This is a genomic window from Streptomyces sp. NPDC020299 (genome assembly GCF_044387825.1).
Taxonomy (GTDB): domain Bacteria; phylum Actinomycetota; class Actinomycetes; order Streptomycetales; family Streptomycetaceae; genus Streptomyces.
Window position 1 is genome coordinate 256,221 of sequence record NZ_JBIRWL010000008.1, and the last position, 13,413, is coordinate 269,633.

The window sequence follows — 13,413 nt, forward strand, 5'->3', positions numbered from 1 at the left end:
ATCAGTGCGATGGTTATCTGGGGGAACAGGGGAGTGTTGTGAAACCACGGGCGCCGCGCACCGCGACGACACGGCACGTCACCGCAATCAACCGGACTGCGATCCTCGACGTTCTACGCGAGCACGGACCTCTGTCAAGACGCGACATCCAGGAGCGCACCGGCCTCGGCTCAGCCACCGTCGAACGGCTCTGCTCGGCACTCATCGAGGAGGGATCGGTCGAGGTCGCGGGCCAGATGCGATCCTCGGTCGGCCGGCCCTCGTCGCTGCTGCGGTTCGCGTCGTCGGCCCGCGCCATCATGGCGGTCGACGTCACCGAGTACACGGCTCGCGGGCGTGTGGTCAACCTGGGCGGGACCACCCTGTACGAGGAAAGCCTGAGCTTCGATCTGGACGGCTCGGACGCCGGCGCGGCCCGCATCGAGGGGCTGCTTCAGCTCGTGGACCGGTTGGCTTCCACGCGGACGGGGGTGACATCGCCGATCGTCGCCGTCGGCATCACGGTTCCCGGCATCGTGCACGCGGGGGTGGTGTCCAAGGCGGTGGAACTCGACTGGCGGGAGCTGCCGCTCGCCGACATCGTGTCGGCCCGGTGCGGTCTTCCGGTCCATGTCGAGAACGACGCCAACGCCACCGCCTACGGCGAGTGGTCGAGCGGCGCCCTCGCGGACGCGCACAGTGCCGTCGCCTTCGTGCTCGGCGCCAGGCTCAGCGCGGGGATCCTCAACGACGGGCATCTGTACCGGGGGCACCGGTCGGCCGCGGGTGAGATCGGCTTCCTGCTGGCCTCCAGCGCGTCGTTCGCCCGCTACTTCACGGAGCAGGGCGACATCGAGTCCAGTCTTGCCGCGCAGGCGCTTCCGTTCGCCGCGCGAGAGGGCCTGCACGGCAGGCGTATCGGTCCCGCGTTCCGCGCGATGATGGCCCGCTGCCGGGCGGGCGACAGCGAGGCCGTACGCGCCCGTGACGAGTTCTTCGACCTGATGGCACTCACTCTTGTCGCCATCTCCGTCGTGCTCTCGCCCCAGGTCATCGTGCTCGCCGGGGCGTTCGCCCAGTACAGCGAGGAGTCCGCCGAGCATCTCACCAGGCGCCTCGTCGGCCGGATCCCCTGGGTCCCGCGCATAGCAGTGAGCGAGCTCGGCTTCGACGCGGCGATCACGGGCGTGAGCGCGCTGACGATCGAGCACGCCCGCTCCGCGACGTACCTCGCGTGATCCGCCGTTCGCGGTGCGCGGGCAGGCCCTGAGGGCGGTCACCGGACGGAAGCGCGGACCGGGTCACCGGTCACGGTCCGGATTCCCCGGGCGACGGCCAGCCGGGCCGCGCCGGCCACCGTACCGCTGTCGCCGAGCTCACTGCTGACGACCTCGGTGGGCCAGCTCAGCCGGGCGAGCTCGGCCCGCACGCCGGGCAGGAGCTGCGGCTCGGAACCGACCGCGCCGCCCAGGACGATCAGGCCGGGGTCGAGAACGGCGGTCACGGCGGCGGCGAGCCTGCCCACGTCGGCGGCATGACCGGCGACCACGGCGCGGGCCGTGGCATGGCCCTGCCCGGCGAGGGCGAACAGCCGCTTCGTGGTGCGGGGCCGGACGCCGTCGCCGTCCTGCCAGGCCCGGGCCGCGCGGCGCAGAAGGGAGCGGGACCCCATGTGCCGCTCCAGGGCCTCGGGACCCGGTTCGCGGCCCTCGTCCCAGGGGTAGGGCAGGCGGGCCACCTCGCCGGCGGCTCCGTTCACGCCGCGCAGGACCCGGCCGCCGACGACGATGCCGAGGCCGAGCCCCACACCGATCCGCAGATAGCCGAAGGTGTCGCGGCCGCGGGCGGTGCCTTCGTGAAGTTCGGCGAGGGCGGCGCAGTTGACGTTGTTCTCCAGGTGTACGGGCACGCCCCCCGGCAGCGCGACGGCCAGGGCGTCGAAGGCGGGACCGGCCTTGGCCGTCGCCGGACGCATACCGGTGCCCTCCCGGTCGCGGGTGGTGACATCGCCGACGGCGACGACGACGGCTCGCAGCGGGGCGTCGGCGGGCAGCTCCGAGAGGACCTCGTGGACGGTCTCGGCGGCACCCGGCCGGGAACCGGCGCCCTGGGCGAGCAGGGTGCCGTCCAGGGCGCAGCCGCGCACTCGGGTCCGGGTGGGGCCCAGATCGACGGCGAGTACGGCGCCCGCGGCCCGGCCGAGACGGTAGACGGCGGCGGACCGGCCGGTGGCGCCCGAGGCGGTGCCGGAGCAGGCGGCGAGCCCGGCCGTCTCCAGCTCGGCCACGGCCAGGGAGACGGTCGGCTTGGAAAGGCCCGCACCGGCGGCGAGCTGGGGACGGGTCGCGCTGCCCGCCCCGGCCAGTACCTCGAACACCGCGCGGGCACTGTCACTCAGGTGCATGTTCTCCCCAGTTCCGGCCTCTTGACGCACCCTGCTTCGTTAGTTAATTTCCTAACGAACCTCATGGTAAGGGCTTGCCGTGGTTCCCCCACGAGGCCGTCCCGGGGTGTCCCGCTGCCTCCCGCCGGTTCGAGGCACGTTCCGCGGTCGCGGCAAGGGCAACGACGAAAGAGGATCCGTGCGCAACTCCACGCCCCTGGTGGTCGGCATCGACGTGGGCGGCACCAAGACCCATCTGCGCGCCATCGCGTCGGACGCCCTCGTCGCCGACCATGTGCGCACCAGCGGGGGCTGGCGGCCGCACGACCCCGCGGCCGCCGCCGACTGGCTGGCCGCGCTGGTCCGCGAGGCACTGCCGGCCGGGGCCCGCCCGTCCGCGCTCGCCGTGGGCGGCCACGCCTGCGAGACGCCCCGCCAGTGCGAGGAGATCCGCGCCGCGCTCCTCGAACGCCTCCCCGTGCCCGCGTCGGTGGTGGGCGACGCCGAACTCCTCGTCCCCGCCGCCGGACTGGACAAGGGTGTCGGCCTGGTGGCCGGCACCGGCTCCGTCGCGGTCGGCCGGCTCGCCGACGGCACCCCGGTCCAGGTCGGCGGCTGGGGCGCGGTGCTCGGCGACGAGGGCGGCGCGGCCGGACTCGTACGCGAGGCCGCGCGCGCCGTCTGGGCCGCCCACGACCGCGGCGAGGCTCCGGACGCGCTGGCGTCGGCACTGATCGAGGCGTTCGGTGTCGCCGAAGTACCCGCGCTCGGAGCGGCGTTGGAGGCTGCCACCCAGGCTTCCGCGGAGTGGGGCCGGCACTCCCCGGTCGTCTTCGCGGCGGCCGACGCCGGATCGCCGCTCGCCCGGGACGTTATCGCCGCGGGCGGCCGCTCCCTCGCCGCGCTCGTCGTCCGGCTCGGCGAACGCGGGGCCGCCGCCGACGACGTGGTGATCGCGGGCGGCACCGTCCTCGCGCAGCCCCGGCTGTACGACGCCTTCACCGCCGCACTCGCCGAAGCCCTCCCCGGCACCCGGCCGCACCCCCTCCACGTACCCCCGGTCGAGGGCGCGGTGGCGTTGGCGCGCTCGATCCTGTGAACCGCGCGGCCCGCGTTCACCCGCGGGCCACGTGCCGGTCGCCGGGCCCTCGCCGACGGGACACGGCTCCCTCATAGATCTTCGCTTGTTCACCTCCCCCCTCGGTCGCAGAGGACCGAACAACAGGCCACAGGCCGAACAACACACGAGAGGCACACGCATGCCGTCACCAGCCGGGCACCCCTCCCCCTCGCCGGTCCGCGCACGCGCCGTCGGCCGGCGCGGGTTCCTCAAGACCTCGCTCGGCGCCTCGGCGGGCGTACTGGCGGCGCCCACGTTCGCCGGCTGGCTGGCCGCGGCCGACGCCAAGGCCGCGACCGCCCCCGCCGCGTTCGTCGACGACTACAAGAGCAACGTCCTGCAGAACCAGACCGCCGACACCAACGCGGTGGTCCGGGTCCTCGACGGGTTCGCCCAGGTGTGGAAGACGGGCTCCGCGTGGAACACCGGCGCCGTGCTGCGGCCCGAGGTGCTGCGCGCCAACATGCGCTACTGCGCCCGGATCACGAGAGCGCGCACGGACGCCGAGGCGAAGGAGGCGTTCGTCTACGACCGGCAGCACCAGAGCTACGCGATGATCGCCGGGCTCGGACCGCTCGCCGACCTGTACAAGGCGGGTGCCAAGGCGGTCACCTCGATCACCTCCGCCCCCGACGGCACTCCGCCGGCCAAGGTCGACGACGCCGTGCCCGCCGGCGCCCCGGCCGGTTCCGCGCTCGGGGCGGGCTCCCACGACTCCGCGCTGGGCAAGGTCGCCGAGCTGGTCGACACCGTGCGCGGCCCGTACGCCTCCGGCAACCCGGCCAAGTACGCCTACCAGTACCCGCGGCCGTGGCGCATGAACGAGGACAGCGAGGTCGTCGACACGGGGAGGACCGACGCGCTCGGCTACCCGGTGTACGACTCGAGGGTGGTCGTCGCCCCGCAGCTGCTGCGCCAGCGCGGCACCTCCCCCACCGACGACGGCGGCTTCCCGAGCGGCCACACCAACGCCTTCCACCTCGCGGGCCTCGCCCTGGCGTACGCGGTCCCGGAGCGCTTCCAGGAGCTGGTGACCCGTGCCTTCGAGCTGAGCCACACCCGGATCATGGCGGGCATGCACTCCACCGTCGACGTCCTCGGCGGCCGGATCATGGCCACCGCGCTGGCCGCCGCGACCCTCGCCGACCCGGCCAACACCGCCCTCAAGCAGGCCGCCCGGGCCCAGGCGCTGGCGTACTTCGAGCAGCGGACCGGGACGGACGCCGACACCCTGTACGCCTACGCCCACGCGGCCGGCCCCGACACCGACCCGTACGCCGACCGGGCCGCCAACGCCCGCGCGGTCACGCCCCGGCTGACGTACGTCCTGACCCGGCAGGGCCACAGCGCGCCGCTGACCGTGCCCAAGGGCGCGGAGGTGCTGCTGGAGACCCGGCTGCCGTACCTCGACGCGGCGCAGCGGCGCGAGGTGCTGCGCACCACCGGGCTGCCCGCCGGATACGTGCTGCTCGACGGTTTCGAGCAGTGGGGCCGGCTGAACCTGTTCGCGGCGGCGGACGGCTACGGAGCCTTCGACTCCGACGTGAGCGTCACCCTCGACGCGGCCGCCGGGGGCTTCTCGGCGGCCGACAGCTGGCGCAACGACATCGACGGGCGCGGCGGTCTGACCAAGCGGGGCACCGGCACGCTCACCCTGGCCGGCCGCAACCGGTACTCGGGCGGGACCGTGCTGGCGGCGGGCACGCTGGTGGCGGGGTCCGAGGACGCCTTCGGGCACGGTGACGTGCGGGTCGCCGACGGCACGCTGCGGGTGGCCGGGCGGGCCCGGGTGCGCGGGCAGTACGGCCAGGACGCCGGCGCCCTCGAGGTCACCCTGAGCGCGGGCGGCGAGGCGCCGCTGGCGGTACAGCGGCGTGCGGTGCTCGGCCGGGGCAGCGTGCTGTCGCTGCGGCTGGACGCCGAGCGGCCGCCCGCCGAGGGCAGCACGGTGCCGGTGATCGACGTACCGCGGCTGCGCGGACAGTTCGACCGCGTCGAGGTGAACTCCGACCGGCTGCGCGCCGTACCGCTGTATACGGCAGACGGTCTGTCGGTACGACTCGTGAGGCGGTGACGCGCCCGGTGGCGGGGGCGATGCGACAGTAGGGCCATGACACGGCCCTCCGATCGCCGCCGCCACCGGCCGGCGCGGGACACCGCGGGGCGGACGATGACACGCGAACAGCACTCGGTCCTCGAACCCGAGGCCCCCGACGCGGGCGGCCCGGCGCCGCGGACGGCGCTGCCCGTCCGGGCGCGCCTGTCCGCCGGGCTGCGCCGGCACCGGCGGGGGCTGGTGCCGCTCCTGGTGGCGCTGCTGCTCGCGCAGATGGCCGGCGCGATGGTGACGACGGCCGCGCGGCAGACGCCCACGATCGACGAGCCGGTGTACGTGGCCACCGCCACCGACTATCTGCGCGAGCACCGCGTGCGCTACAACCCCGAGCACCCGCCGCTCGGCAAGCTGGTGATCATGGCGGGGATCGCGGCCGCCGACCCCCGCTATGACGCCTCGTACCACGGCGACCAGGGCGAGGTGGGCCGCCATCTGCTCTACGAGTCCGGCAACGACCCCTGGCGGCTGATGCTGTGGGCCCGGCTGCCGGTGATCGCGCTGACGCTGCTGTTCGGGCTGGTCGCGTTCGCCTTCGCCCGCGAGGTCACCGGCACGGTGGGGGGCCTGGTGGCCCTCGCGCTGTACGCCTTCTCCCCCGACCTGATCGCACACGGCTCGCTGGCCACGCTCGACGTGCCGGCCGCCGGGTTCGTGCTGACCTCGGCGTGGCTGGTGTGGCGGGCGCGGCGCCGGCCCCGGCTGTACCTGCCCCTCGCGGGGGCGGCGCTCGGGGCGGCAGTGGCGACGAAGATGAGCGCGCTGCCGGCGATTCCGGTGCTGATGCTGCTGGCCGTCCTGTCCGTGTACCGGCGGGCCGGGGCCGACCGCCGCCGGGCACTGGCGCGCGGGCTGGCCGGAGCGGCCGTCGTGCTGCTCGCCGCGGTCGCCGTCGTGTGGGTGAGCTATCTGGCCGTCGATCCGCGACTGCGTTTCGCGCCCGCCGACCCCGTGCCGGTCGTGCACGGGCTGCGGGGGCGCCTGGCCGGGCTGCTGCCGTTCCCACGCGCGTACCGGGACGGGATGCTCGTGCAGTTCGCCTTCGAGGACCGGCCGTGGCAGGGCTATCTGTTCGGGCGGCTGTACACCGGTTCGCTCTGGTACTACCTCCCGGCCGCCCTGCTGGTGAAGACTCCGCTCGGCATGCTGGCCCTGTGGGCGGCCGGGACGGTGGCCGCCGTACGGGTGCGCGGGCTGCGGCCCGCGGCCCCGTACGTGCTGCTGCCGCCCGCCGTCCTGCTGGCCGCGGCGATGACCGGCTCACGGGACTTCGGCACCCGCTACGCCGTGTTCGTGCCGATGTTCCTGGCGGTCGGGGCGGCCTGTCTGCTCGCGGTGCGATGGCGGTGGGCGCCCGTGGTGACGGGGACGCTGGTGCTGTTCGTCGCGGTCAGTTCCGTGCGGACGTTCCCCTACTACCTGCCGTACTCCAACGAGGCGTTCGGCGGACCGGCGAAGACGCATCTGCGGCTGCACGACTCCAACGTGGACTGGGGGCAGGACCTGGGCCGGCTCGCCGACCGGCTGAAGGACCGGTACCGGGGCGAGCGGGTCTGGCTCGTCTACAAGGGCGCTGCTCTGCCCTCGTACTACGGCATCCACGCCGCCGATCCGCGCCGGGTGCCGCCGAGCGAGGTGCACGGGCTGCTCGTGGTGTCCGACTCGTCGGTCGCCAAGGCGCGCGGGCGACTGGCCGAACTGATCGACAGCAGCCGTCCGATCGACGACGTCGGTCATTCGATCACCATCTACCGGCGGTGACCACCGCCGGCGCCGGCCCCTCCCGCGCGAGTCGTGTATTCGCCGTGCGGAAGGGGCTGTTGTTCCCGCACAAGCCCCTGGTCACCACGGTCCGTGAGCTATGTTGAGCTTCGTGGGAGACAAAGGAGGCGCACCGGTGCCATCGCCCCAGCAGGCACGTGCGCAGGCATCCGCGATCACCTCGGGCAGGGCCGTCCCGGAGGCCGACGCGTCCCCGACCTCCCGGCTCCGCGAACTCTTCGACGGCCCCCGGCTGTCACCCGGGCAGCGCCGTATCGCCCAGTACCTCATCGAGAACATCACCGAGGCCGCGTTCCTGTCGATCACCGACCTCGCCGACCGGGTCGGCGTGAGCCAGCCGTCGGTGACACGGTTCGCCGCCGCGGTCGGCTTCAGCGGCTACCCGGCGCTGCGGGAGAAGCTCCAGTCGATCGCGCTGGGCACCCTCGCCGGCGGCCCCGGCGCGGCCGAGGAGGACCGCAGCAACGAACTCCAGGCGGCCGTCGACGCCGAGATCCAGAACCTGGAGAACCTGCGGCGGGACTTCGCCGACCCCGGCCGGGTCGTCCAGGTCGGCCGCGAGCTGTCCCGGTCCGCCCCGCTGACCGTGCTGGGCCTGCGCATCTCCGTCTCCCTGGCCGAGTACTTCGCCTACGCCGCCCGCCGGATCCACCCCGACGTACGGCTGGTCACCCGGGGCGGCAGCGTGGCCTACGACGCGCTGCTCCAGTCACGCGAGGCCGGTGGGACGTGGGTACTGGCCTTCGGCATGCCCCGGCACGCGCAGGAGACGCTCACCGCGATCCGGGTGGCGCGCGGCGCCGGCCTGAAGGTCGCCCTGATCACGGACCTCGCGCTCGGTCCGCTGGCCGACGAGGCCGACGTCACGTTCGCCACCGGCACCGGCTCCCGGCTGGTCTTCGACTCCTACGCCGCACCGGGTCTGCTGGCCGCCGCGCTGCTCCAGGCCATGACCGACGCCGACCCCGAGCGCACCCAGGCGCGGCTGGACGAGTACGAGCAGGTCGCCGACCAGCACCAGTTCTTCCTCAAGGACTGACGAGGACCGACGGGGACCGGCGGGGTCCCCGGGACCGGGGATCGTAGAGGGATCATTCACCCCAAAGCGCGCATGAATGTTTTCATACGTCTTGCAAAGCCGACGGCATATATAAATACTGCTCACGGATCGCACCCGGCCGACTCCGGGGACCGTTCCGTACCCAAGGACTCACCTCGCACGTGCCCCGAGAAAGCCGACGGACCGCCCATGCGCACGCAAGCCCGCACGCCGCGCCGGCGACCGACGTTCCGGGGCCCCTGCACGGACACCCCCAGCCGCCGTCCCCTACCCGCGTCGGCGCCCGGGGTGTTCGATCGGGCGTCTCCTGCACGAGCGCCCCTGGCGGCCCCGGTCATCCCCTAGACCGGGGCCGCCACACCCCCGTCGGACCACCCTCACGACGCCGCACACCCGGAAGCGATGACCATGACCCTCACGACCACGCGCACCCGCCCGGACTGGCCCTGCCAGGTCAAGACGCCCGGCAGCTACGACTGGGAGCGCTCGGCGGCCAAGTGGCTGCGCGAGCTGGTCCCGGCCCGCTACGGCAGCTACCCGGCGCTGATCCGCCATCCCGTGCTGCTCGCCCGGCACGCCCAGATCCAGGTCCAGCACGAGATCCGGGTGGCCCGGACCGCGCTGCAGACCGCGCGGGCCGAACTGCCCACGCTGGGTGTGCCCGAGTCGGTCATCGAGCACACGATCAAGATGTACGCGGCCGAGGTGCTCCAGCTCCAGCACATCGCCCGCAGCGTCCGGGCGGTCACCGAGGCGCTGGTCGGGCACAGCACCGGCCGCTGACGGCCGCCCCGGGCACACCAGGGGCACATGGCCGGGAAAACCGGTCCGCCGCAGCGGTGATCGGACCGGTCCCGGTGTGCAATGCTCGTTCGCGTGACGAGCGAGCCCGCGCCCTCCTCGCAGAGCGGCGGCGTCCCCGACCTGGCGGCGCTGGCCAGGATCGTGGCCAGGCAGCGCGCGGAGATGGACCGGCTCCAGGAACTGGCGGCGACATCGGCGGTCGTGGAGCGGGCCAAGGGAGCCCTGATGGCGCTCACCGGGTGCTCGCCGGACCATGCCCACGAGGAACTCCTCCAGCGCGCCAAGAACGGGAGCCACACGCTCATCGAGGAGTGCTGGCTGACCCTCGGCGCCTTGATGCCGCCGCTGGACGGCTTCGACGACGCGGCGCGCCCGGCCGGGCAGACGGGGCCGCGTGCGGTGCCGGCGGAGGCTGACGACGCGGACGACGTGGACCGCGAGGACGGCGAGGACGGCGAGGACACAGCCCCGGTGATCCGCACGGTCACCGCGCCCCCCGTCGGGCCCGGTGCCGCCCTGCAGGCCGCCGGGCCCGACGACCATTCCGAGGCGCTGGGACGGATCGGCAAGGCGCTGGTGCGGGTGGGCTCGCCGCAGGAGCTCGCGGTGTGCCTGCTGGAGCGGCTCGGGCCGGAGGCGGGGGCCGACGCCGTGCTGCTCTTCAAGCGGCTGCCGGAGGGCGGGCTCGAACTGATCGGGCACGCCGGTGTGGGCGGCACGCTGGCCGCCCAGTGGCACCGGGTCCCGCCGCTCGGCGGGGTCGCCCCCCTGGACGCCCTGGAGAACCGGGAGCCGCGCTGGCTGGAGGATCTGCCCGCGGACCGGTCGCGATACCTGCTGATGGGGGATCCGCCCGAGCGGTGGCGGTCGCGTGCCTGGCTGCCCGTGTCGACCGGGCAGGGGGCCGATGTGGCGCTCGGGGTGCTGCGCGGACGCGCTGGACCCTTCGCGCCCCGCACCCGCGCGTTCCTGCTGGCCGTGGCCCGGCTGTGCGCCGGCCGGCTGCGCGCCTTCGACGCACCTCGGGAGCACGCCACCCCGAGCGTCGCCGAGGCCGTGCAGGCCGTGTTCGACGTGCTGCCGGGCACGGCGATCCTGCTCACCCCGCTGCGCTCCCCGTCGGGCGAGGTGGAGGACTACCGGATCGACGCCGCGACCCCGGACTCGATCGACGTCCTGGACCGCACCGGACGCGAGCTGGTCGGCCTGCGCATCCTGGAGTGCTACCCGTCCGTCGCGGGCGAGCCCCTGTGGCAGGGGTACCTCGCGGCGCTCACGACCGGGGAACCGTACGAGGGTGAGCCGTTCGCCTACCAGGAGATGACGGCCGAGGTGCCGCAGACCGTCACCTACTCGGTGCGGGCCGCGCGGCTGGGCGACCAACTGGTGGTCAGCTGGATCCGGCACGACCCCTCCGACCGCCAGGAGCAGCGGCTGGCGGACGTGCAGCGGCTCGGCAACCTCGGCTGGGCGAACTGGAACCTGCTGACGCACGAGGCCCTGTGGTCGGTCCAGGCGTACTCGGTCCTCGGCCGGGATCCCGCGCGCGGCCCCGTCGCCCTGGAACACCTGCCGGATCTGGTGCTGCCGGAGGACGCCCCCGCCGTCTCACGAGCCGTCACCGGCCTCGTGCGCTCCGGGCGGCCGTTCGACGTGCCGTTCCGGGTCAGGACCGCGCTCGGGGTCCGGCACCTGCGGGCGGTCGCGGAGGCGGTGGCCGACCAGGACGGCACGCCCGTCGAGGTGCACGGGTTCGTCCAGGACCTCACCGCCCAGCGGAGCGCCGAACTGGCGCTGGTGGAGAGCGAGCGGGCGGTGCTGATGCAGCGCGGCATCCTGCAGGCGGAGCGGGCGATGGCCGCCCGGCTCCAGCACGCGCTGCTGCCACTGCCGAGCAAGCCGGTGCGGCTGGCCGGGCTGCGGGTCGACGTGGCCTATGTGCCCGCCCAGTCGGAGATCCACGTCAGCGGCGACTGGTTCAGCGCCATCGAACTGCCCGACCACAACGCGCTGTTCGTGGTCGGCGACGTGGCGGGGCACGGCATCGGCGCCGTCGCCACCATGGCCCAGCTCCGCTTCACCGCGAAGGGCATGGTCAGCACGGGTTCGTCGCTGACCGGTGCGCTGGCCCGGCTGAACATGCTGCTGCTGCACTCCCGGGACAGCCACGGCACCGCGACCATGGTCCTGGCACGCTACGAGCCCGAAGGGCGCCGGCTCGCCTGGGCCCAGGCGGGCCACCCGCCGCCGCTGCTCCTGCGCGGGGGCGAGGCCGGCTTCCTCGACCGGCCCGCCGGCATGCTGCTCGGAGCGTCCGCCGCGCCCGTCTACCACGCCGCCGAGTGCCGTCTGGAACCCGGCGACCGCCTGCTGCTCTACACCGACGGCCTGGTCGAACGCCCCGGCGAGGGCATCGACGCGGGCCTCGCCCGACTGGCCACCGCCGTCCTCGCCCAGAACACCGACGGCCCCGGAGCCCTGGAGTCCCTCCTCACCTCGATGCTGGAGGGCGAACGACGCGACGACGTGTGCGTACTGGACATACGGGTGCCGACCGATTCCGCCTGAGGCGCGGCGCCTGGGCCGGCGGGACCGGGCGCCTGCCGGGCCAGGGCCGACGCCTGGACACATGAGTGCCGCCCGCCACGGCCTGAGGCGTGAAGAACGGCGGGCGGACGGTGTGACCGGCCGCCGGCCGGGCCAAGGACAAACGGCCCGGTGAAACGCCCCGACCCCGACCTCACCCGGCCGGCCGTGGCTTGCCGGACGGGCGAGACGGACGGCGAGCCCGCAGTCACCCCCGACGTACGAGGCGGATCGGCCCCGGTCGGTCAGGCCATGTCCGGTCGCCCACGGGGCCAGCGGCGAACGGCCCGGTGAAGCGCCCCGACCCCGCCCTCACACGGCCGGCCATGGCTTGCCGGACGGGCGAGACGGACGGCGAGCCCGCAGTCAGCCCCGGAGGGGTCAGCCCCGGTCGGTCAGGCCGTGTTCGATGGCCAGGCGGGTCAGGTCGGATCTGCGCCGGGAACCCGTCTTCTCGCCGATGCGGTCGAGGTGCGAGTGGACCGTGTGGGGGCTGATGGAGAGGCGGCGGGCGATCTCCTGGTCCGTCGCGCCGCCCGCGAGGAGTCCGAGCACCTCCCGCTCCCGGTCCGTGAAATGCGGGGACGGCCTGAGCAGGTGGCCGGCGGGCACGGAGACGTAGCCGCCCCCCGAGCCCACGCGCCGGATCGCCGTCAGCAGCTCCTCCCCCTCGGCCTGCCGGCTCAGACAGCCGCTGGCGCCCGCCCGGATCACCCGGACGGCGTCGATCTGCGGCGACGAGGACACCACGATGACGGCATGCCCCCGCTCCCGCAGCTCCGCCACGGCCGCGGTGAGTGCCGCGGGGGGCTCCTGCAAGTCCATGAGGACCACTTCCGCGCCCCGCAGATCACCGTTCGCGACCTCGATCGAGGGCACGGTGACGACCAGCCGGAGATCGGGGGCGGTCGCCACCAGGTGGGAGACGCCGTGCCGGAAGACGGGACAGTCTCCGATGACCGCGATGCGCATGCCCCTCAGCCTGAGGCGGGGACGGTGAGCGGGCGCGCCGGACTCACCCGTCGGAGGGACAGTGCCGGGCCGGGTCAGTCCACCGGATGCCCCGGTTCGATGGCGAGCGCGTCACCCAGTCGCAGCAGCGTCCCCGCGCGCCCCTCGCCCCACTGCACGGGGTCGAGCAGGAACCCGACATGGTCCCCGCCGTCGACACGCCCCACCACCGTGCCGACGAACCAGGCCGCCGCGTCCTGAAGGACGACCGCCCCGCCGTGGCCCCGCGTCCAGGGCACGCCGGCGAACTTGTCGACCCGGTCGCCGGTCTCCCCGCCGAACAGGGCCGCCACCTCGTACTGCTCGCGGGTCAGCAGATGGACGGCGAGACACTCGGCGTCCAGGGCGACCCGGTAGGTGTGGTTGACCTTGGACAGCCACACCACGAACCGCACGGGCTCGAGGGAGCACTGCGAGGAGAACCCGACCAGACAGCCCGAGCGCTCCTCGCCCGCCGCGGCCGTGACCACGCACATGTCCGGGTCGAGCCGGCGCGTGAACACATCGGGGTCCGCCATGCCCGCCTCACCTCCGTCACCACGTACTCACCCCACGGGTGCCCCCGGTCGCCCCCG

Annotated in this window: 10 protein-coding genes; 7 read left to right on the forward strand and 3 right to left on the reverse strand. The window is 74.2% G+C overall.

Annotation, left to right across the window (positions count from 1 at the left end; all coding sequences use genetic code 11):
- The first annotated feature begins 38 nt into the window (after window positions 1-38).
- Entirely contained in the window at window positions 39-1,217 is a 1,179-nt protein-coding gene (locus ACH45E_RS22190) for an ROK family transcriptional regulator (protein ID WP_361445600.1), read from the forward strand.
- A 38-nt stretch (window positions 1,218-1,255) separates the two neighbouring features.
- Here the strand turns inward: ACH45E_RS22190 and ACH45E_RS22195 are convergent, their stop codons facing one another.
- Complete coding sequence (locus tag ACH45E_RS22195) at window positions 1,256-2,383, reverse strand: ROK family protein (RefSeq protein WP_361445603.1); 1,128 nt, start codon at window positions 2,381-2,383, stop codon at window positions 1,256-1,258.
- Window positions 2,384-2,561: 178 nt separating this feature from the next.
- Here ACH45E_RS22195 and ACH45E_RS22200 point away from each other — a divergent pair, with 178 nt between their 5' ends.
- The 6 genes from ACH45E_RS22200 to ACH45E_RS22225 all read left to right on the forward strand — a co-directional run bounded on the left by ACH45E_RS22200 (window position 2,562) and on the right by ACH45E_RS22225 (window position 11,809).
- A complete protein-coding gene (locus ACH45E_RS22200) occupies window positions 2,562-3,461 on the forward strand; it encodes a BadF/BadG/BcrA/BcrD ATPase family protein (RefSeq protein WP_361445606.1) in 900 nt (299 codons plus the stop codon).
- A gap of 160 nt (window positions 3,462-3,621) precedes the next feature.
- On the forward strand, window positions 3,622-5,556 hold the full coding sequence (locus ACH45E_RS22205; RefSeq protein ID WP_361445609.1) for a phosphatase PAP2 family protein: 1,935 nt from the start codon (window positions 3,622-3,624) through the stop codon (window positions 5,554-5,556).
- A gap of 36 nt (window positions 5,557-5,592) precedes the next feature.
- A complete protein-coding gene (locus ACH45E_RS22210; RefSeq protein WP_361445612.1) occupies window positions 5,593-7,356 on the forward strand; it encodes a phospholipid carrier-dependent glycosyltransferase in 1,764 nt (587 codons plus the stop codon).
- Between the two features lie 136 nt (window positions 7,357-7,492).
- Window positions 7,493-8,416 carry a MurR/RpiR family transcriptional regulator gene (locus ACH45E_RS22215; RefSeq protein WP_361445615.1) on the forward strand — a complete coding sequence of 308 codons (924 nt, stop codon included), beginning with the start codon at window positions 7,493-7,495 and terminating at the stop codon, window positions 8,414-8,416.
- 423 nt (window positions 8,417-8,839) lie between these two features.
- Window positions 8,840-9,220 carry a hypothetical protein gene (locus ACH45E_RS22220; RefSeq protein WP_361445618.1) on the forward strand — a complete coding sequence of 127 codons (381 nt, stop codon included), beginning with the start codon at window positions 8,840-8,842 and terminating at the stop codon, window positions 9,218-9,220.
- Between the two features lie 93 nt (window positions 9,221-9,313).
- Window positions 9,314-11,809, forward strand: a complete 2,496-nt coding sequence (locus ACH45E_RS22225; protein ID WP_361445621.1) for a SpoIIE family protein phosphatase — start codon at window positions 9,314-9,316, stop codon at window positions 11,807-11,809.
- A 399-nt stretch (window positions 11,810-12,208) separates the two neighbouring features.
- Here ACH45E_RS22225 and ACH45E_RS22230 read toward each other — a convergent pair whose 3' ends face one another.
- Window positions 12,209-12,799: a response regulator transcription factor gene (locus ACH45E_RS22230; RefSeq protein WP_361445624.1), complete on the reverse strand. Its 591-nt coding sequence runs from the start codon at window positions 12,797-12,799 to the stop codon at window positions 12,209-12,211.
- 74 nt (window positions 12,800-12,873) lie between these two features.
- Window positions 12,874-13,356, reverse strand: coding sequence for a flavin reductase family protein (locus ACH45E_RS22235; RefSeq protein ID WP_361445627.1), 483 nt, complete (start codon window positions 13,354-13,356; stop codon window positions 12,874-12,876).
- Window positions 13,357-13,413 lie beyond the last annotated feature (57 nt).

What these genes read in the sequence shown, in the direction of transcription:
- ACH45E_RS22230 (WP_361445624.1), bottom strand. Translation starts at nt 12,799, where the DNA reads ATGCGCATCGCGGTCATCGGAGACTGTCCCGTCTTCCGGCACGGCGTC.
- ACH45E_RS22195 (WP_361445603.1), bottom strand. Translation starts at nt 2,383, where the DNA reads ATGCACCTGAGTGACAGTGCCCGCGCGGTGTTCGAGGTACTGGCCGGG.
- ACH45E_RS22210 (WP_361445612.1), top strand. Translation starts at nt 5,593, where the DNA reads ATGACACGGCCCTCCGATCGCCGCCGCCACCGGCCGGCGCGGGACACC.
- ACH45E_RS22220 (WP_361445618.1), top strand. Translation starts at nt 8,840, where the DNA reads ATGACCATGACCCTCACGACCACGCGCACCCGCCCGGACTGGCCCTGC.
- ACH45E_RS22205 (WP_361445609.1), top strand. Translation starts at nt 3,622, where the DNA reads ATGCCGTCACCAGCCGGGCACCCCTCCCCCTCGCCGGTCCGCGCACGC.
- ACH45E_RS22235 (WP_361445627.1), bottom strand. Translation starts at nt 13,356, where the DNA reads ATGGCGGACCCCGATGTGTTCACGCGCCGGCTCGACCCGGACATGTGC.